The sequence below is a fragment of the Salinibacterium sp. 10G20-15 genome (genome assembly GCF_057365065.1).
The window spans coordinates 538050-556289 of sequence record NZ_CP195118.1; the positions used below are offsets into that span (position 1 = coordinate 538050).

Here is an 18240-nt window from a genome sequence, read left to right on the forward strand (position 1 = left end):
ACTGCTGCCTACAAGGAGAAAGCAATGTCGCAACTCATCACCCCCGACCTCGTGTTGTTGGATGCCGATCTCGGCACCGACCGCGCGGGCGTCATCCGTGCGCTGACGAATCTCGTCGCCGAACAGGGCCGGGCCACCGCTGCAGAATCACTTTTTGACGACGCGTGGGCTCGTGAGCAGCTGACCGATACCGGAGTTCCTGGCGGTATCGCGATTCCTCACTGCCGTTCCGAAGCCGTCACCGAAGCAACCCTCGTCATGGCACGCCTGAAGCCGGCCGTTGACTTTGGTGCCACGGATGCTCCCGCCGACCTCATCTTCTTGATCGCTGCTCCCGCGGGCGCCGACCAGGAACACCTCACGGTGCTCTCCGCTCTCGCGCGGTCACTCGTGAACCCCGAGTTCGTGGACAGCCTGCGCGCTGCGGCGACTCGCGAAGAGATCGTTGCTCTCGTGGAGCAGGCGACCGCTCCCGAAGAAAAGGCCGCGCCCGCCGCCGCCGGTGCCGCCGCCGGTGCCGCCGCTGGTGCCGGCGCTGCCGCCGCCGCGACCGCTTCCGCAGCTCCTTCCCAGGATGCGAATGCGGACGCCGCCGCTCGCCCCGTGCTGATTGCCGTCACCGCGTGCCCCACCGGCATCGCCCACACCTACATGGCAGCCGATTCACTCGCCGCCGCCGCTGAGCGTGCTGGCGTAGAACTCCACGTCGAGACTCAGGGCTCGTCGGGGTCGACGCCTCTTGATCCTGCGGTGATTGCTGCTGCATCCGCTGTCATCTTTGCTGTTGATGTGGATGTTCGCGACAAGGCTCGCTTCGCCGGCAAGGCTGTCGTGCAGTCGCCCGTCAAGCGCGGCATTGACGCCCCCGATGCGATGATCGCGGAAGCCATTGCCGCCGCCAGTGACCCCAACGCCACGCGCGTTGCCGGGGGCGGAGCGGCCAGCGAAGCCACCAGCAGCACGAGCGACGAGCACTTCGGCCAGACCGTCAAGCGCGCTCTGCTCACCGGTGTGAGCTACATGATTCCGTTCGTCGCCGGTGGCGGTCTGTTGATCGCGCTCGGCTTCCTGCTCGGTGGGTACCTCATCACCGAGACCGCGGGCAGCATCATTCTTGAGAACAGTCTGTGGAACCTGCCTGAGGGCGGCATTGCTGCCTATCTAGGCGCCGCGGCCTTCCAGGTCGGTGCCGCCTCGATGGGCTTCCTCGTTCCCGCCCTTGCCGGTTACATCGCCTACGCGATCGCTGACCGCCCCGGTATCGCTCCCGGTTTCACCGCCGGCGCGGTAGCTGGCCTCATGGGTGCCGGCTTCCTCGGCGGTATCGTCGGTGGACTCCTCGCGGGTGTTGCCGCTCACTGGCTCGCTCAGCGCAAGACCGCCGCGTGGTTCCGTGGCCTCATGCCCGTTGTCGTGATCCCGCTGCTCGCGTCGATCTTCGCCTCCGGCCTCATGGTGCTCATTCTTGGCGGGCCGATCGCTTCGCTCACCGTGGCCCTCAACGACTTCCTCAACGGCCTGAACGGGGCATCCGCCATCGTTCTCGGTCTCATTCTGGGAGCCATGATGGGCTTCGACCTCGGTGGCCCCGTCAACAAGGTTGCGTACTCGTTCGCGGTTGCCGGCCTCGGTGCGGGTGCGATCGACAATCAGGGACCGTGGATGATCATGGCCGCTGTCATGGCATCCGGAATGGTTGCTCCTCTCGCGATGGCTCTCGCCTCCACCGTTCTTGCTCGCCGCCTCTTCTCGCCCGTCGAGAAGGAAAACGGCAAGGCTGCGTGGTTGCTCGGTGCTTCATTCATCTCCGAAGGTGCCATCCCGTTCGCTGCTGCTGACCCGCTGCGCGTGATCCCCGCCAGCGCGATCGGCAGTGCGGTAACAGGTGCCATCATCATGGCGTTCGGCGTCACGTCACAGGCACCGCACGGTGGTGTGTTCGTGTTCTTCGCGATCAACCCCTTCCCGATGTTCCTTGTCGCGATCATTGCGGGAATGGTCGTGACGGCACTGATCGTGGTCGCCCTCAAGCGCTTCGTGCGGAAGAGCGACGCCGTCGCTCCCGCTGCGGCGCAGGTGCCGGTCGCCGCGTAACGTCGTAGGCTGGATCCCCGGGCACGCTGCATCTCGTTCACCGAAAGCATCGTGACTCGATAACGGACAAGGGAGCCCTCATGAAGATCACCGAGAGCGTGCACATTGACGCCCCGGTGGAGCGCGTATTCGAAGTTTTCTGTGACCTCGACAACGCTCCCGCTCATCTCAGCGGCATCAACTCCCTAGAAGTGCTCGAGGGTCCAGCCCAACTCAAGCTCGGTACGAAGTGGCGCGAAACGCGCACGTTCGCTGGCCGGGAGGCCACCGAAGTCATGTGGGTCACCGACTACGAGCAGGATGTGTCGTACACGGTTGACGCGCAATCACACGGTACGCACTACCAAAGCGTGTACCTGTTCATGCCCAGTCACGGCGGAACGCGCCTCGAGTATCGCTTCACGATGACGCCACTCACGTTCGGGGCGCGGCTCATGAGCGTGGTCGGTTTGCTCTTTCTCGGCGTCACCAAGAAAGCCTTGATTCAAGACCACCATGAGTTGAAGATGGCGTGCGAAGCTCAGGTCTAGTCGGGCTAGGTGAGCGGGCTACTTCTTCTTAGCCTGCAAAGCCGCTTCGTACAGTTCACGCTTGCTCAAACCGGTCTGCTCGGCCACTTCGGTTGCCGCTTCTTTTAGCCGGGAACCATCGGCTACGAGTGAGAGTACGTAGGTGACCGCTGTCGGCAGATCGGATGTCGCGGGGGCCGCGCCTTCGATCACGAGACAGATCTCGCCCCGGGCTCCATCTTTGAACTTCTCGGCGAGCTCAGCAGCAGTGCCGCGAGCGACCTCTTCGTACATCTTGGTGAGTTCGCGGCACACGACAACGCGACGGTCATCGCCCAGCGCGGTGGCGAGGTCGGCGAGCGCCGCCGGCAGACGGTTGGGGCTCTCGAAGAACACCATCGTGCGTTCTTCGCGAGCAAGGCCACGGAAGTACGACACCCGTCCCTTGCGGGGCAGAAAGCCTTCGAAGCTGAAACGGTCGGTGGGCAATCCCGATACCGCGAGGGCGGTGAGCACGGCACTCGGCCCGGGCAGAGCGGTAACGGTGACTCCGGCGGCGGCGGCTGCCGCAACGAGGGGGAATCCCGGATCGCTGATGACGGGCATCCCGGCGTCGCTGAGTACAAGAACATCGGCATCGCGGGCGAGCTCGACGATCTCGGTTGCCTTCTCCGACTCATTGTGTTCGTGCAGCGGAAGCAGTCGCGGGCGGTTCTCAATGCCCAAAGCGCGCATGAGATGGATGGTCGTTCTCGTGTCTTCGCTCGCGATCACCTCGGCGTTCGTGAGTGCCTCGATGAGACGCTGAGAAGCGTCGCCCAGATTGCCGATTGGAGTCGCCGCAAGAATGATCACTCCCCCATTCTCCCACCCGCTCTCGCTGCGCGCGGCGCGGGCCCCTTCGGGCGCGATCTGACGTGCGCAAAGCACCCTTACTGAGGTCGTAGTGTTGCACTATGTCGACTCCCCCGCCCTTGAGAGGAACCCCTCTCGGCGCCGCAATGCTCGTGGTCTTTGGGCTCATCTTCCAAGACGTTGGTGCCTCGGTTGCCGTCTTGTTGTTCCCCGAGGTCGGGCCCGGCGGAATGGTGTCACTGCGACTCGTCTTCTCGGCCGCAATTTTGCTCGCGATCGCGCGCCCCAACCTGCGGGCCATCTCGAAGCGCGCGTGGCTCATGGCCCTCATTTTTGGCATTTCGCTCGGCGGCATGAACCTGTTGTTTTACGAAGCTCTCTCGCGCGTCGACCTGGGCGCTACCGTGACGATCGAGGTGCTGGGCCCGCTCGTTCTTTCCGTCATTGTTGCCCGCCGCGCTAGCGCGTGGCTGTGGGCAGTGCTCGCCTTCGCCGGCGTTGCCCTGCTGAGCCTCGGCAGTGTTGGCGCTCTCGACCCGGTCGGTGTTGCCTTCGCGCTTGCCGCCGCGGTGTCGTGGGCCGGCTACATTTTGGCGTCGCGCAAGACCGGGCAGGTGTTTGCCGGGTTGGATGGCCTTGCCATCGCCATGGCAATCGGCGCGATCATCAGCCTCCCCTTCGGCATCGCTCAAGCGGGTAGCACGCTGCTCGAGCCGTCAATTCTGGTGCGCGGCCTCGCGGTCGCTATTTGCTCCTCGGCGATTCCCTATGCCCTCGAACTCATCGCGCTGCGTCGCATTTCAGCCTCGGCCTTCTCGGTGCTCATGGCACTGGCTCCGGCCATCGCGACGGGCGCGGGATTCTTCGTGCTCGGCCAGAGCATCACGCTCATCCAGGGTGTCGGCATCGTGCTCGTGATCGCAGCCTCCATTGGGGCGGTGCGGGCGGCATCCCGCATCCCCGGTGCACCCGGGGCGGGGCCAAACGCACTACTACCCGAAGAGACTCCGCTGTAGAGCGAAGCTTCTCCGGGCAGTAAACGCCGCGAGCGCGGGTGTGAGGTGTAACCGGGCGCTAACGGGCAGTCGGTGCTGCGTCGCTGCTCTCGTCATCCGGAGCCACGGGGTGAATCGGGTGGCTGCGCTCGAGCGCGGCGCCCTCTACGTCCACGCTCGGCAGGATGCGGTCGAGCCAGCGAGGCAACCACCACACCGACTTGCCGAACAGGTGCATCAGCGAAGGGACCAACATCATCCGCACGACAAAAGCGTCGAAGAGCACGCCGATGGCGAGGCCGAAGCCGAGCGGGCGAACGATCGCCAAGTGCGAGAAGACGAAGCCGCCGAAGACGGCAATCATGATGATGGCGGCAGCCGTGACGACGGCGCGACCGCTGCGCAGCCCACTCATCACGGCGGCCCTAGCGGGCACCCCGTGAATGTACGCTTCGCGCATTCCCGAGACGAGGAAGAGCTGGTAGTCCATCGCGAGGCCGAACAGCACGCCCATGATGATGATTGGGGCAAAGTTCAGCAGCGGACCCGGATCGGTGACGCCGAAGAGCGCGCCCAACCAACCCCACTGGTACACGGCAACCATCGCGCCGAAGGCCGCCAACAGCGACAGCACGTAGCCCGCGGTGGCGATGACCGGCACGAGAAGAGAGCGGAACACCAGAATCAGGATGATCAGCGACAGGCCGACGACGACCGCAAGGTACAGCGGCAGCACGTTAGCGAGGTTCTCGGAGATGTCGATGTTGCCACTGGCCGAGCCCGCAACGCCGAGCTCGATGTCTCCCGCTAGCGGAGAGCTATCGCGCAGCTCGTGAACGAGCTCGCCCGTCGACACGCTCGTGGGCCCCTCCACTGGAACGAGCTGGAACGCGAAGTAGTCCCGATCGGCAGAGACGCCGATGGGAGCGACAGCTTCGACGTCATCGAAGGCGAGTAGCTGGTCAACGAGGTCGGCTTGAGTTTCGAGCTCGTTTTCTTCTGAGACGCCGGTGGGGAGAGTCGCGGTGACAAGGAGGGTGCCGTTCTGGCCCGCCCCAAACTCTTCGGCGATGGTCGTATAGGTGCGGTATTGCGTGGAATCTGCGGGTTCTGACGATCCATCGGGAAGCCCCAACCGCATCGACAGCGCGGGAATCGCCACGATCAACAGCCCGAGCGTTGCCACAATGAGCATGACTACCGCACGACTGGTGCGCATAGCGCGGGCCGGAGGAAGCACGTGCGACTCGTGGCCACTGTTGGCGCGCGCCTTGCGAGAAAGCACGCGCTTGCCGAGCAGGGCCAACAGGGCCGGAGTGAGGCTCACAGCGATCAGCACCGAGATGAGAACGCAGACAGCGCCGACAGTACCCATCACGCCAAGGAACGGGATGCCGCTCACATTGAGTGCGAGCAGCGCGACGAGAACCGTCGACCCGGCGAACAGCACGGCGTTACCCGAGGTTCCGTTGGCGAGACCGATCGACTCGTGGAGTTCCATGCCCGCCGCGAGTTGGCGACGGTGACGCTGCACGATGAAGAGCGTGTAGTCGATACCGACCGCGAGGCCGAGCATCACACCCAGAATCGGCGTCACGGAGGTCATGTCGACTACCCCGGAGAAGGCGAGCGAGCCTGCGACGCCGACACCGACACCGATGATTGACGACACGATCGGCAGCGTTGCCGGCAAGAACGAGCGGAACAGCACCAGCAGAACGACGCCAGCCAGCAGCACACCGATAATCTCACCCACACCTAGCAAGCCATCAGTGGAGAGCGTCAGCGTCGACGAATAATCGACCGTCACGCCCTCGATGTCGACACTGTCCAGCTTTTCGGTGATCTCGCTCTTGGTCTCCGCCGAGAGGTCGAGGAGTTCGCTGTCGAAGGTGATGAGACCGAGAGCCGTCGCACCATCGTCGGAGACGAAGCTGATGTTGGCGGCTGCATCCATGAGGCGCTCGCCAAAGCCGAGCTCACGCTCTTGCTCTTGGATCAGCGCGGTGTTCTCGTCGATAGTGGCTTGTTGCGCGTCAAGCTGAGCCTTACCGGCATCGAGCTGCGCTTGCTGGGCGTCGAATTCAGCAGCGGAGGCATCATAGAAGCCGGCAGCCTTCGCTTGCTCAATCGCGGCGTCCAACTGGGCTTGGCCAGCTTCTTGTTGCTCTACGCCGGCGTCAAGCTGCGCCTGGCCGTCAGAGAGTTGCTGCATGCCAGCGTCAATCTGCTCGCGGCCGTCCACGAGCTGTTGCGCTTGCTCGTCACGCTGAGCGTCGGTCTCGAAGGGGTCGATGACCGCGCTGACATCGCTCTGCGAGGTGAGGTCGGCGAGAGCATCCGTGATCTCACTCCGTTGGGAGTCGCTCAGCGCGCTGCCGTCCTCTGAACTGAACACGACCGTGGCAGAGATTCCGCCCACGTTGCCGAGTTGTTCGGTGAGTTCATCGGCGACGCGCTCGGTTTCGGTGCCAGGAATGGTCATGGTCGACGAGAGGGTGCCGCCGAAGAGCGCGAAGGCTCCGCCAGCAAGGCCGAGAACGGCGATCCAGCTCACGATGAAGAGCCACGCGCGGCGAGCCGAGAGTCGGCCCAGTCGGTACAGGAGTTCAGCCATGCTGAAGAGAACCTCTCGTTGAGAACACAAAAACGAGCACTTCATCGGGCCTGCGCCAATCGTATTGCTAGTTGGCGAGTTTTCCAACAGTTGTCGGAAAACTTTCAACGTGGCCCTCGACATCTGCGACAATCAGAGAATGGATGCCCGAGTCGAACGCACGCGTCACAGCCTGCAGCAGGCACTCTTCGCCCTCACTCAAGAGCGCCCCTTCGATGAAGTCACCGTCGGTGATATTGCCGAACGGGCGGGAGTTAACCGCAGCAGCTTCTACCAGCACTACACCGATAAAGAGACGCTGCTGGCCTTCGCTATCGAATCCGCGGCAGCGGAAGCCAGCGCCCAGTTAGCCGACCTCGACCCCGAGAGCGACGTCGCCCCACCCGCCCTCAGCGACTACCTCAGCCATATTGACGCCAACGCCGCCGTGTACTCTAGCGCTCTCGGCCCCCGAGGTTCGGCGCTCGTGGCTTTTCGCATGCGTGCTCGTCTTAAGCAGATCGTGCGCGACGGCATCGTTAACCACGGCACCGAGCAACTCGAAGGTGTGGCTCTCGAGATCGAAAGTGCGAGCGTTACCGGGGCGACCTTCGGAATTATCGAAGCGTGGCTTGCGATGGAGCCGCGTCCGCCCGCCGAAACCGCTGTCAACTGGATCTGGCGAGCCTTCGGAACCCCCAACGGTCGCTGGGATGACGCAGACACTGCTCCCTAGCCGCGCTCTACCGTGGTCCCCGCCGGGCGGCGCGCCGAAGCCTGCGATCCGGTCAGCAGCTCACGACTTCCCTCAGTAGCATTACGGGGTGAGCCAGACGAACCCGCGCGACTTCGACGCCATCCTGGCGAACGACTCTCCCGCGAGTTCGGCTACGGATGCTGGAGCGGCTTCGGATGCGAATTCCGCACCTGCCGCCAGCCACCACTTCGCCACCGCCGGGGGTTCCCGCCTCGATGATTGGTGGGCGGCGAGAAGTCCGCTGACCCGCCGCTGGCTCGGGTGGGCGGGGCCGGCGATTGTGCTGGTGATCGCTGTGTTCACGCGACTGGTGGGCCTCGGGCATCCGTCGTCGCTGGTTTTTGATGAGACCTTCTATGTGAAGGATTCGTGGACGCTCGTGAACCTCGGCTACGAAGCGCAGTGGCCTGCCGAAGCGGATGCGCTGTTCAACAGTGGCAAAGTCAACATCTTTCTGAACGATCCCTCGTTCGTCGTGCATCCACCGCTCGGCAAGTGGTTGATTGGTCTGGGCATGCTGCCGGGAGGCGGCGAAGACCCGTTCGGCTGGCGCATCGCGACTGCCCTCGTCGGCATTCTCGCGGTCGTTGTGCTCATGCTGATCGCCAAGAAACTCTTCGGCTCCACGCTTCTCGCCACGCTGGCCGGGTTGCTGATGGCGATCGATGGCAACGCGATTGTCATGAGCCGCGTCGCCTTGCTCGACAACTTCGTCATGATCTTCGCTCTGCTCGGGGTCGGTGCCATGTTGCTCGATCGTGAGCACTCGGCCACCCGACTGGCGCTGTGGATCAGTCGCCGTGGGCTTCGCGGCGCGAGCACCGAATGGGGCCCGGCGCTGTGGTGGCGACCGTGGCTCATGCTCGCCGCCGTGGCGTTCGGCCTCGCTGCCGCCGTCAAGTGGAACGGTCTCTACTTCTTAGCGGCCTTCGCCGTTTACAGTCTGGTGGTGGATGCCCTCGCTCGCCGCCTGGCCGGCATCAGCTTCTGGGGTTCCGGCACTCTCTTCAAGCAAGCCCCCGTGAGCTTCCTGCTGACCGTGCCGATTGCGCTGCTCGTGTACCTCAGTACGTGGATCGGGTGGTTCGTTAGCGATAACAGCTATGACCGCCACTGGGCGGAAGCCGACGGCAACGCGTGGACAGGAATGCTCAGTTGGGTACCTCTCGACCTGCAAAGCCTGTGGCACTTCGAATCGAACGTCTACAGCTACCACGTGGGCGAAACCCGACCACACCCCTACCAAGCGAACCCGTTGACGTGGCTGCTGCTCATCCGCCCCACGAGCATGTTTTATGAGAATCTCTCCCGCGGCGACGACGGCTGTCTCGCGGATGCCTGCGGCGCCTCCATCTCTGGAATCGCCAACCCGATCATCTGGTGGGCCGCCACCGCCGCCATGTTGTACCTCGTGTATCGCTTGGTTCGCTACCGCCAGTGGCAGACCGGCTTCATTCTGATGGGCGTCGCGGCCGGCTACTTGCCGTGGCTGTTGTACCTGAACCGCACCGTGTTCCAGTTCTACACAATCGTGTTCGAGCCGTACCTCATTTTGGCGCTCGTGGCGGCACTCGGGGTGATCCTCGGCAGCCGCGACGACGACCGCTATCGACGAACGAGCGGCCTCGGGGTCGTCGCGGTATTCCTAGTCGTCGCGATCGCGGTCAGCGTGTTCTTCTGGCCGCTCTGGACCGGCCAGGTCATCGACTACGACCTGCTGCGCCTGCGCTGGTGGTTGCCGACCTGGATCTAGGCCAGCCGTTTCGTGGCGTTCTGTTACGTCACAAATCCTGAGGCGGCATCCGCTTGGGTAGCCTGTGGCTATGGCTGATCAGAGTGGTTCCGACCGCAACTATGGTTTTCGCACGCGCGCAATTCACGCGGGCAACATCCCCGATGCGACTGCGGGCTCTCGCGCCCTGCCGATTTACCAGACGAGCGCGTACGTCTTTGATGACACCGCGGATGCCGCCGCCCGCTTCGCGCTGCAGAAGTACGGCAACATCTATTCCCGGCTTGCTAACCCGACGGTCGCAAGTTTCGAGGAACGAGTTGCGTCGCTCGAGGGCGGACTCGGTGCCGTTGCCACCGGTAGTGGGCTGAGCGCGCAGTTCATCACCTTCGCGTCGCTCGCTGGTGCCGGCGATCACATTGTGTCGAGCGCCAATCTCTATGGCGGTTCCATCACGCAGTTGGATGTCACGCTGCGTCGTTTTGGGGTGGAGACAACGTTCGTGCGCTCCGCCGACCCCGAAGACTATGCAGCGGCCATCACTGACAAGACCAAGCTGATTTTTGCGGAGACCATTGCGAACCCGTCGGGCGAGATTGCCGACATTGAGGGTTTGGCGGAGGTCGCTCATGCTCACAATCTGCCGCTCATCATCGACTCAACGGTCGCGACGCCGTACCTGAACCGCCCGATTGAGTGGGGCGCCGATGTCGTCACGCACTCGGCCACAAAGTTCTTGGGCGGCGCGGGCACAACCCTCGGCGGCGTGGTGGTGGAGAGCGGTCGCTTCGACTGGGCCACCGACCGTTTCCCCCTCTTCGATGAGCCGGTGCCCAGCTATGGCGGTCTCAACTGGAGCGGCAACTTTGGTGAATACGCCTTCCTCACTCGCTTGCGCGCAGAGCAGCTACGCGACATCGGGCCCGCCCTGTCGCCGCACTCGGCCTGGCTACTCGCGACCGGCGTCGAAACTCTTCCCTTTCGGATGCAAGCCCACGTCGACAACGCGCGCACCGTTGCCGAGTGGCTCGAAGCCGATTCACGGGTCGAGACCGTGTACTGGGCGGGACTGCCGGGGCATCCACATTTCGACCGCGCGCAGAAGTACCTGCCGAAGGGCGCTGGCTCGGTGTTCTCGTTTGAGGTGCGCGGATCGGCAACCCAGAGCAGCCGCGCTGTCGGCCAAAAGTTCATCGAAAGCGTTGAGCTAGCCAGCCACCTCGCCAACATTGGTGATGCGAAAACGCTCGTGATTCATCCCGCGTCGACGACGCACGCGCAGCTCACCGAGCAGCAGCTCACCGATGCCGGCGTACTGCCCGGTGTCGTGCGCATCAGCGTGGGAATTGAAGATCCCGAAGACATCATCGCCGACCTCGATCAGGCGCTAACCGCAGCGATGAAGGGCTAAAGATGTCGACCGAAGAACTGCAGACCACCCAGCTCAGCAATGGGCTCACGTGCGACCTGCCCGCGAGCTCGCCGCTCGCCAAACTGCTCAAGTCGCAGCGAACCTGGGTGGGGCCGGATGCCAAAAAGCGTGCCGCCATCCTGCGCGGTGCGAAGTCGATCGCGATCGTAGGGGCCTCCCCCAATCCCTCGCGTTCGAGCTATTTCGTGGGCACCTATCTGTTGCAGTCGACGAACTACCGCGTGTACTTCGTGAACCCCAACGCCGACACGATCCTCGGCGAAAAGGCGTATCCCGATCTGGCATCGTTGCCCGAAGTGCCCGACATTGTGGATGTCTTTCGCAAAGCCAGCGACATCCCCAGCGTGATCGACGATGTGCTCGCCATCGGGGCGAAGGCTGTGTGGGTGCAGCTCGGCATCTGGAACGAAGAAGCCGCCGTCTACGGCGAATCGCAAGGGCTCACGGTGGTCATGGACCGCTGCCTCAAGGTGGAGCACGCCCGCTTCAACGGCGGGCTCAACCTCATGGGCTTCGACACCGGGGTTATCTCGTCGCGTCGCGCGGGGCGCTAGGCGCGGTAGGTGCGGGGCCTGCGCGCCGTCGTTGCGTTCGTTGCGTGGCGCGCGCCAATCTCTGCGGCAGTATGCCAGCGGTGCAGTAACTTAGCGGTATGGCTGTGGCTCAGACTCGACGCGCTCGCGCGGCACGACGCCGCAAACGTCGGGTTGACGCCGCCGACAACAACCTCACCGCTGAGCAGTGGGAAGAGCTCAAGCGCGAGTGGGGCGGCTGCGCATATTGCACCGCCACCGACGCTGCGCTTCAGAAAGATTGCGTGCAGCCCATCTCGCGCGGCGGCAGCTATACCGTCGGCAATGTTGTGCCCGCCTGCGGCTCCTGCAACGCGAGCAAAAGCAACAGCGAAGTGACCTCCTGGATGCGCCGCAAACGCCTCGACGAGCGCGCCTTCCTCACCCAATACGTGCACGTGCGGCAGGCGCTCGGAATTCTGTAGCTCGCCCGCGTGACGTTGTCGACCGTTAGTTCGCGCCCAGCAATGCTCGCAGCGCAGGCGCATCGGTGAGCGGCAAGCGGCACACAAACTCTTCACACAGATACGCCGTCGGTTCGCCGCCGGTCGCGGTGCGGGCAGCAAACAGCTCGAAACCGGATGCCGCGAAAGCGTCCGCCTGAGCCTGCGAGACCGCAACACCAATGCCTCCAGCGCGGTGCAACGTGCGGGCCAGACTCGTGAGCTCGCCGCCCGTTGCGACGCTTCCGTCGGAGGTGCCGCCAGCCGCACCGGCTGCAGCGTCGGGGACAACAGCGTTCGCCCCATCCGCCGTCACGACGACGAGCTGGCGAAGCGGCGCACCGAGCTCCGACATGAGGGTGAGGGCGGTTCCGAACGAGATCGGTTGCTGGGCTGCGAGTTGGCCGACCAGCTTCATGGACGCCTCGGCGGCATCCCGGTACTGGGCATCGCCGGTGAGAGCGAAAAGGGTGTGAGCGGCGGCGGCCATGGCGCTGAGGCCGCTCGGGTGGGCTCCGTCACTGATGTCAGCCTCGGTAGAGAGGCCCTGCGCGGCGAGCACAGAATCGCTGCCGCCGGGGAGGCCGAAGGGTGAGCTTCCCGAGCCCGCGGCTCCGGCTGCGAGCGCCCCGTCGACGAGGTCACGGGCGGCGAGCGCGTAGCGGACCTCGCCGGTAGCGATCGAGAGTTCGAGCAGGCCTTGAGCGAGCATCCCGCTGTCTTCGAGGGTTGCTGCCGCCTCGGAGAGGATGCCGTCGATCGAGGTGCGCACGAGCCGCCCAACCGCTGCGTCCGAACCCGCACCGCCAACACCCACGTGCTCAGCCAGCAGAAAGTCAGCGGCACCGCGAGCCAGCGCGATCCACTCGGCGTTGCCATAACGAGCGCCGGCGAGAGCAAGGGCTTCGATGGCGAGACCGTTCCAGCCGGTGAGGATCTTGTCGTCGCGGGGCGGGGCTTCAACGCGGGCGCGGCTCTCGGCATCCAGCGAATAGTAGAAGCCTTCGACTCGTTTGCCGTCGACGGTGCTTTCCGAGTCGAGACCTGATGCGAATGCTCCCGAGGGCAGCAGCAGTTTGTCGCGCAAGAACTCGGCGACGCCCGTGGCGATCTCTGCCGAGTCGGCGAGCGCGTAGGCGGCGAGCAGTTGGGCGTTGTCGTAGAGCATGCGTTCGTAGTGCGGGTCGGTCCAGTCGGCTTGGGTGGAGTAGCGAAAGAAGCCGCCATCTACCGGGTCGCGCAGGGCGGATGCCGCCATCGCCGTGAGCGTGCGGTCAGCGAGCCCGGATGCCTCGGGCGAGTGTTCGGCGGAGCGGGCGCCGCGATCGAGAAGGAACCGCAGCACCGGCGTAACCGGAAATTTGGGGGCGTCGCCGAATCCGCCATGGTCAAGATCTTCGGCGGCAGCGAGCGCATCGATTACGGGCGCGAAGTCGGCGACGAGCTCACTCTCGACGGCACGACTCTGGGCAAGCGCCTGGGCAATCGCAGCCCCGCTGGTCTCCACTTGCTCACGCCGCGCGGTCCACGCCTCCGTCACTGATTCAAGCACTTGCCGGAATGCCGGATGCTGCCCCACCGCGGTCGGCGGCCAGTACGTGCCGGCAAAGAAGGCTCGCCCCGCGGGCGTGACGAACACGTTGAGCGGCCAGCCCAGATTGGGAGTGAAGGCGGATGCCGCCGCCATATAGGTGGAGTCCACTTCGGCGTGCTCTTCGCGGTCGACTTTAATCGCCACGAAGTTCTCGTTGAGGTAGGCGGCCAACACGGGGTCGCTGAAGGATTCCCGCGCCATCACGTGACACCAGTGGCAGGTGGAGTAGCCGATGGAGACGAGCACAGGTACATCGCGGCGCTCCGCTTCGGCAAAAGCTTCGGCAGACCACTCCCACCAGTCCACCGGATTGGTGGCGTGTGATCTCAGGTACGGGCTCGCAGCAGATTCCAGACGATTGGGCATAGTCTCAGAGTATGTCGAAGTTGACCGTGACCTACATTGGCGGCCCCACCGCGTTGCTCGAATATGCGGGATTGCGCATCGTAACTGATCCCACATTCGATGCCCCGCAGCTTTACCCCGACGAGGGCGGTGTGCCGCTCACGAAGACGGCGGGTCCGGCGCTGAGCCGAGCGGATGTTGGCACTGTCGATCTGGTGTTGCTGTCGCATCACGAACACCAAGACAACCTCGACTACGAGGGACTCGAACTTCTCGCCACCGGCGTGCTGACAATCAGCACCATGAAGGCGGGCTCTGACCTCTTCGGCGGCGGTGTTGTCGGTCTCGACTCGTGGGAATCCCGCGAAGTCGGTGCTGTGACCGTCACCGCAGTGCCGGCCCTGCATGGTCCTCCCGGTTCTGAGGCCCGCGTCGGCCCGGTCACCGGTTTCGTGCTGCAGGCCGGGGGCGAACCCACCATCTACGTCAGCGGCGACAACGCCTCCCTGCCGCTCGTGCAGCAAATCGCCGACCGCTACCCCGACATCAGCATCGCCGTGCTGTTCGCGGGTGCTGCCCGCATCTCCGCCGTCAACGGCCCTCTCACTTTGACGTCAGCGGATGCCGCAGAAGCCGCCCGCATCTTGGGCGTTCACCATGTGGTCGGCCTCCACACCGAAGGCTGGGAACACTTCACCGAAACCCGTGCCGACCTCAAAGCTGCGTTCGCGGGGACAGGGTTGCTCGTGGAGACGCCGCCGGGGGTTGCTGTGGAGGTTGGGCGCTCGGCTGCGGGCGCGTAACACTTTCAGATACCGATACCCCGCGCCCACAATCGGGGCGCGGGAAACCTGCAGAACAGGGAGCGACGTCGTGCTCAGTCTTGTGAGGCTTCCCTAAAGGCATTCAAGTCAGCGTCTCGAAAAAAGCAAACCGCCCAAGATCCTCCACCCACGAGTCCGCTGTCCGCCCTCGACTAGATCCAGGGGCGCCAAGACCGAACTACTGTTGCGGATCGCGACAGTAGTGCCTCGTCGATGTAATCGTCAATACCGGGTCTACCGATCCAAGTAGGCGAAATAGGGCCCAGCCACTTGAGGCGCCTGACCTCAACCATCCCTGCTGTTCCGAACGCTTCCAGTTGAGCGAAGATCTGGCCCGCCACATCTGCTAAGTTTCCGCTAAAGTCGTCACTTTCAATGCAAAAGCTGGGACCGGCATTCAGCAAATACGTACCATCGTAGGCTACGAAAACTTCCGCATCGACGGCGCGCGGGTCCACAGGGCTGATCACAACGAATACTCCATGTGCCAGCTCAGTAGGTCCGTGAACATCCACGCGAACCTCTGGGAAGCGCGCATTCACTCTACTCACTACCTCGGTAGCGATCTTGCGGGCTAGTTCGTAGGAGACACTCACCATAGTCTGGGTCCCCTTCTCAAAATGTCGATGTGGCCCATGCGCACTCCAGGCGAGGATTTGATATATTTCGATGAAATCCTAAAGACTGCTCGCCCTCGATGCGCGCTCCAGCCTATCTTTATCGCGTTGCCCTGCCTGTTCAAGAGCCCACCCGGCTTCGCGGGGGTTCCCACGGTACCGAACGAATAATTTCCCACTAACCGGCTGTCTGCGCCGATAACTTTCGAGCGCATTGCTGCCGCGCCTACGCTCGGCGAGACTCTAGCCGCTCTGATAGCTCCGCTAACCGTTGCTCTCGTTGCCCCCACAAGAGCAACACCGGGAATTGCAATAGCCAGCACCGTCGCTGCGTTCAGTGCATAACCCCATTCTTCTTCGGTCGTGGGATCGTGAGGTTCGCAGGCCCGATACCCCGTCCAACTCCCACAAGTCTGCGCAAAGTCCTCCTCAGAGCCACCGCAATCTGCATCCCAAGAACAACGCCCGCTCAGGTCGAGTTTGTTGATCGGGTCAGCCGGATAGTCATAAGCATTCGTCACCCCACCCTCAACAGGGTCTACCTCTAAGAACCTGCCCAGCCCGGCAACATACTGCCTGGCACCCATCTCGATCGTCGCGATCGACCCTTGGTGTTCATACAGTTTTCGGTGCTGACCTACGAACGCATAGTCTGCATCTCCCGGCGAGGTGTCCGTGACCGCGTCGTCCGCAACCTCTGTGCCGATGTCGCCGGTGACCGGGTCGATCGGTTGCCCGAACGGATCAAAAGCGGCCCGCGCACCAACCCGAGCACCAACATGGTCGGTGAGGATGATCGAGTCACCGTGCAGGTTCGGGTACGACCACTTTGCATCCGCCCCTACGGGTAGTGACACACTCACTCCGCCCGGCAACGACAGAGTCTCCTCGATCAACGCACCAGCGCCATCCAACACACCGAACATGCCACCAGCGCTGAACGTGTAACGGATAACCTCCGCATCCGCGCCCGGCGCTTGGGAACTGCGCTGAACAATCCGCCCCGTCGCATCCCGCACATACTTGATCTCGGTGCCGTCATCCAACACCGTCTTCACATGCCGATCCGCGGCGTCATAGAACAGTTGCTGATCAGCCAACCTGGTCGTGTTGCCATGCGCGTCATACGTCAGCGTTGCCGCACTCAGGTTTGTTGAGAACCTAGTCGGCCTCGAGGCCGCACATTTTACACAGCTCGCCGCGGAAAGCAGAGACTGCGTTATTCGATGCTTGCCGTAGCGACCGACTCATCCAGAGCGAAGAGACGACACGGTGCCCAGGTCGCGAAAGGTAGATCGCTGATGTCGCAGGGCAGCTCCTGACGAGGAGTCCACCCTAGCTCGGTGCGCGCATTCTCGACACTCCAAAACTGTGACGCATAGCGAGAAACCACATTGTAGATACCGAAAGACTGGCGCGACGCGAGAACCTCACCAACGAGGGCGACAGCATCGCGGTCACCAAGCCAGCTTGCCGCGTGCTCTTTCGCTGACAGCTCCCAACCGGTGAGCCCGAATCGGAGACACGCAGTTGGTATTCCTGTCGCATCAGCGAACACTCGAGCGAGCGCCTCAGTAGCGACCTTGCTGGCACCATACGCACAACACGGCCACGCAGCTCCATCAGTGGCGATGGCTCGTTCACCAGCACGGTGCGCTCCCCCGCTGGCATGAACTGAACTCGCCACAACTACCCTCGAAACTCCTGCGCGCGCCGCGACCTCAAGGACGGTGTCGGTCAGCGTCACGTTTGTTGAGGCAACCTCCCAGGGGGATGTCGGGCTGGCGTTGGCTGCGAGGTGCAGCACCGCGTTTACCCCCGCGAGTGCTGTTTCCACAAAAGAAAGGTCAGAGAGCTCACCAATCGCGAGTTCATCCCACCCGGGCTCGACACCCGATGCCGGAGCTACTCGATCGATCGCGCGAACCCGCCAGCTTTCGCTCAGCGGCGCAAGCACTCGAGCGACACGCCCCAGCCCCCCTGTAATCGCCAACAATGGCAGGTCGCTACGACTCATTGGAGCCCCCGTAACTGAAGTCCACGCTGATTGACCAGTGCCGCCACTCAGTACTCGTCAGCTCCATCGCCCGCCCCGAAGCAGCAGCCGTAATGAGATCGGCGCCAAATCCGGTTGCCGGTTCAATAGCAACCACGGGTTCACGAGACTTGCAGGCGTTATCGAGCCACACACTTGAGTAGGGCACTTCCGCGTTGTTCCAACGAAGGGTCAGGCCATCGCCGTGAGCGTTGCGAAGACCGATGATGCTCGGCTGAGATTCGGAACGAAACCACAGCTTTCTCGCTTCACCACGCGCGAGAGTGGCGAACGGATCGACGAGAGAGTCTAGTTGTGTTCCATTTGTGCCATCTACGGACGGGCTGACGAAAGCCGGCCCCTCAGGCAACACCAATTGTGTTCCTGCTGGTGCGATGAACTGCGGATGCGCTACCCACATCACGGCAGTGGTACTGGCCGTCGCCGTGGCAGAGTAACGCAGAACGATCCCAGCGTCGGTGAGCTCAAGGCGACGCCGGAGCAGATAGGGCCGACTAACTCCACGAAACTCTGTTTCAATCGACTGAGAATCTACGCGGAGCACCGCCCACGGCTCCGCCCACACTTCCCCATGATCCGGTAGTCCCTCTGACTTGAGCGTCGGAAACATTTCGTCCCAACCACACATTTCGGCATCCGGAAAAACATCACCTCGACGTGCAGCCACGAGAGCGCCGGATGCTGGCTGCGCCAACCACTCGTAGCCGTGGGCATTCATCAAGGATGCGATCTTCGCGCCGCGCTCAGGAAGAACGACCACCGACACACGATCAGATTCCAGCCGCACTGCAGACTGCCCATGCCACTTCTCACGCTGAA

At 63.3% G+C, this 18240-nt stretch carries 15 protein-coding genes; 9 read left to right on the forward strand and 6 right to left on the reverse strand.

Going from position 1 to position 18240, the window contains the following annotated elements:
• The first annotated feature begins 24 nt into the window (after nt 1-24).
• Nucleotides 25-2094 carry a PTS fructose transporter subunit IIABC gene (locus tag ACR3YK_RS02560; protein ID WP_486175679.1) on the forward strand — a complete coding sequence of 690 codons (2070 nt, stop codon included), beginning with the start codon at nt 25-27 and terminating at the stop codon, nt 2092-2094.
• An 80-nt stretch (nt 2095-2174) separates the two neighbouring features.
• Nucleotides 2175-2624: an SRPBCC family protein gene (locus ACR3YK_RS02565; protein ID WP_486175680.1), complete on the forward strand. Its 450-nt coding sequence runs from the start codon at nt 2175-2177 to the stop codon at nt 2622-2624.
• Between the two features lie 18 nt (nt 2625-2642).
• Here the strand turns inward: ACR3YK_RS02565 and rsmI are convergent, their stop codons facing one another.
• The gene (gene rsmI, locus ACR3YK_RS02570) at nt 2643-3458 is read right to left on the reverse strand and encodes a 16S rRNA (cytidine(1402)-2'-O)-methyltransferase (RefSeq protein ID WP_486175681.1); all 816 of its coding nucleotides are present in this window, start codon (nt 3456-3458) and stop codon (nt 2643-2645) included.
• 146 nt (nt 3459-3604) lie between these two features.
• On the opposite strand from rsmI, the gene ACR3YK_RS02575 reads away from it, so the two are divergent.
• A complete protein-coding gene (locus tag ACR3YK_RS02575; protein WP_100389634.1) occupies nt 3605-4474 on the forward strand; it encodes an EamA family transporter in 870 nt (289 codons plus the stop codon).
• Between the two features lie 58 nt (nt 4475-4532).
• Here the strand turns inward: ACR3YK_RS02575 and ACR3YK_RS02580 are convergent, their stop codons facing one another.
• Nucleotides 4533-7070, reverse strand: a complete 2538-nt coding sequence (locus tag ACR3YK_RS02580; protein ID WP_486175682.1) for an MMPL family transporter — start codon at nt 7068-7070, stop codon at nt 4533-4535.
• Between the two features lie 139 nt (nt 7071-7209).
• Between ACR3YK_RS02580 and ACR3YK_RS02585 the strand changes: the two genes are divergently transcribed.
• The 5 genes from ACR3YK_RS02585 to ACR3YK_RS02605 all read left to right on the forward strand — a co-directional run bounded on the left by ACR3YK_RS02585 (nt 7210) and on the right by ACR3YK_RS02605 (nt 11967).
• Entirely contained in the window at nt 7210-7785 is a 576-nt protein-coding gene (locus tag ACR3YK_RS02585) for a TetR/AcrR family transcriptional regulator (protein ID WP_486175683.1), read from the forward strand.
• Nucleotides 7786-7873: 88 nt separating this feature from the next.
• Nucleotides 7874-9559, forward strand: coding sequence for a dolichyl-phosphate-mannose--protein mannosyltransferase (locus ACR3YK_RS02590; RefSeq protein WP_486175684.1), 1686 nt, complete (start codon nt 7874-7876; stop codon nt 9557-9559).
• 70 nt (nt 9560-9629) lie between these two features.
• Nucleotides 9630-10949: an O-acetylhomoserine aminocarboxypropyltransferase/cysteine synthase family protein gene (locus tag ACR3YK_RS02595; RefSeq protein WP_486175685.1), complete on the forward strand. Its 1320-nt coding sequence runs from the start codon at nt 9630-9632 to the stop codon at nt 10947-10949.
• Nucleotides 10950-10951: 2 nt separating this feature from the next.
• Entirely contained in the window at nt 10952-11524 is a 573-nt protein-coding gene (locus tag ACR3YK_RS02600) for a CoA-binding protein (protein WP_486175686.1), read from the forward strand.
• Between the two features lie 98 nt (nt 11525-11622).
• A complete protein-coding gene (locus tag ACR3YK_RS02605) occupies nt 11623-11967 on the forward strand; it encodes an HNH endonuclease (RefSeq protein ID WP_486175687.1) in 345 nt (114 codons plus the stop codon).
• A gap of 25 nt (nt 11968-11992) precedes the next feature.
• Here the strand turns inward: ACR3YK_RS02605 and ACR3YK_RS02610 are convergent, their stop codons facing one another.
• Complete coding sequence (locus ACR3YK_RS02610) at nt 11993-13945, reverse strand: thioredoxin domain-containing protein (protein WP_486175688.1); 1953 nt, start codon at nt 13943-13945, stop codon at nt 11993-11995.
• Between the two features lie 11 nt (nt 13946-13956).
• Here ACR3YK_RS02610 and ACR3YK_RS02615 point away from each other — a divergent pair, with 11 nt between their 5' ends.
• Nucleotides 13957-14727 carry an MBL fold metallo-hydrolase gene (locus tag ACR3YK_RS02615; protein ID WP_486175689.1) on the forward strand — a complete coding sequence of 257 codons (771 nt, stop codon included), beginning with the start codon at nt 13957-13959 and terminating at the stop codon, nt 14725-14727.
• Nucleotides 14728-15340: 613 nt separating this feature from the next.
• On the opposite strand, the gene ACR3YK_RS02620 is transcribed toward ACR3YK_RS02615, so the two are convergent.
• The 3 genes from ACR3YK_RS02620 to ACR3YK_RS02630 form a co-directional block, all read right to left on the reverse strand.
• Nucleotides 15341-16465, reverse strand: a complete 1125-nt coding sequence (locus ACR3YK_RS02620) for an RHS repeat-associated core domain-containing protein (RefSeq protein WP_486175690.1) — start codon at nt 16463-16465, stop codon at nt 15341-15343.
• Nucleotides 16466-16584: 119 nt separating this feature from the next.
• Nucleotides 16585-17382, reverse strand: coding sequence for an NAD-dependent epimerase/dehydratase family protein (locus tag ACR3YK_RS02625; RefSeq protein WP_486175691.1), 798 nt, complete (start codon nt 17380-17382; stop codon nt 16585-16587).
• Nucleotides 17372-18187, reverse strand: a complete 816-nt coding sequence (locus ACR3YK_RS02630; RefSeq protein ID WP_486175692.1) for an aldose epimerase family protein — start codon at nt 18185-18187, stop codon at nt 17372-17374. The genes ACR3YK_RS02625 and ACR3YK_RS02630 overlap by 11 nt, the downstream gene beginning before the upstream one ends.
• Between the last annotated feature and the right edge of the window lie 53 nt (nt 18188-18240).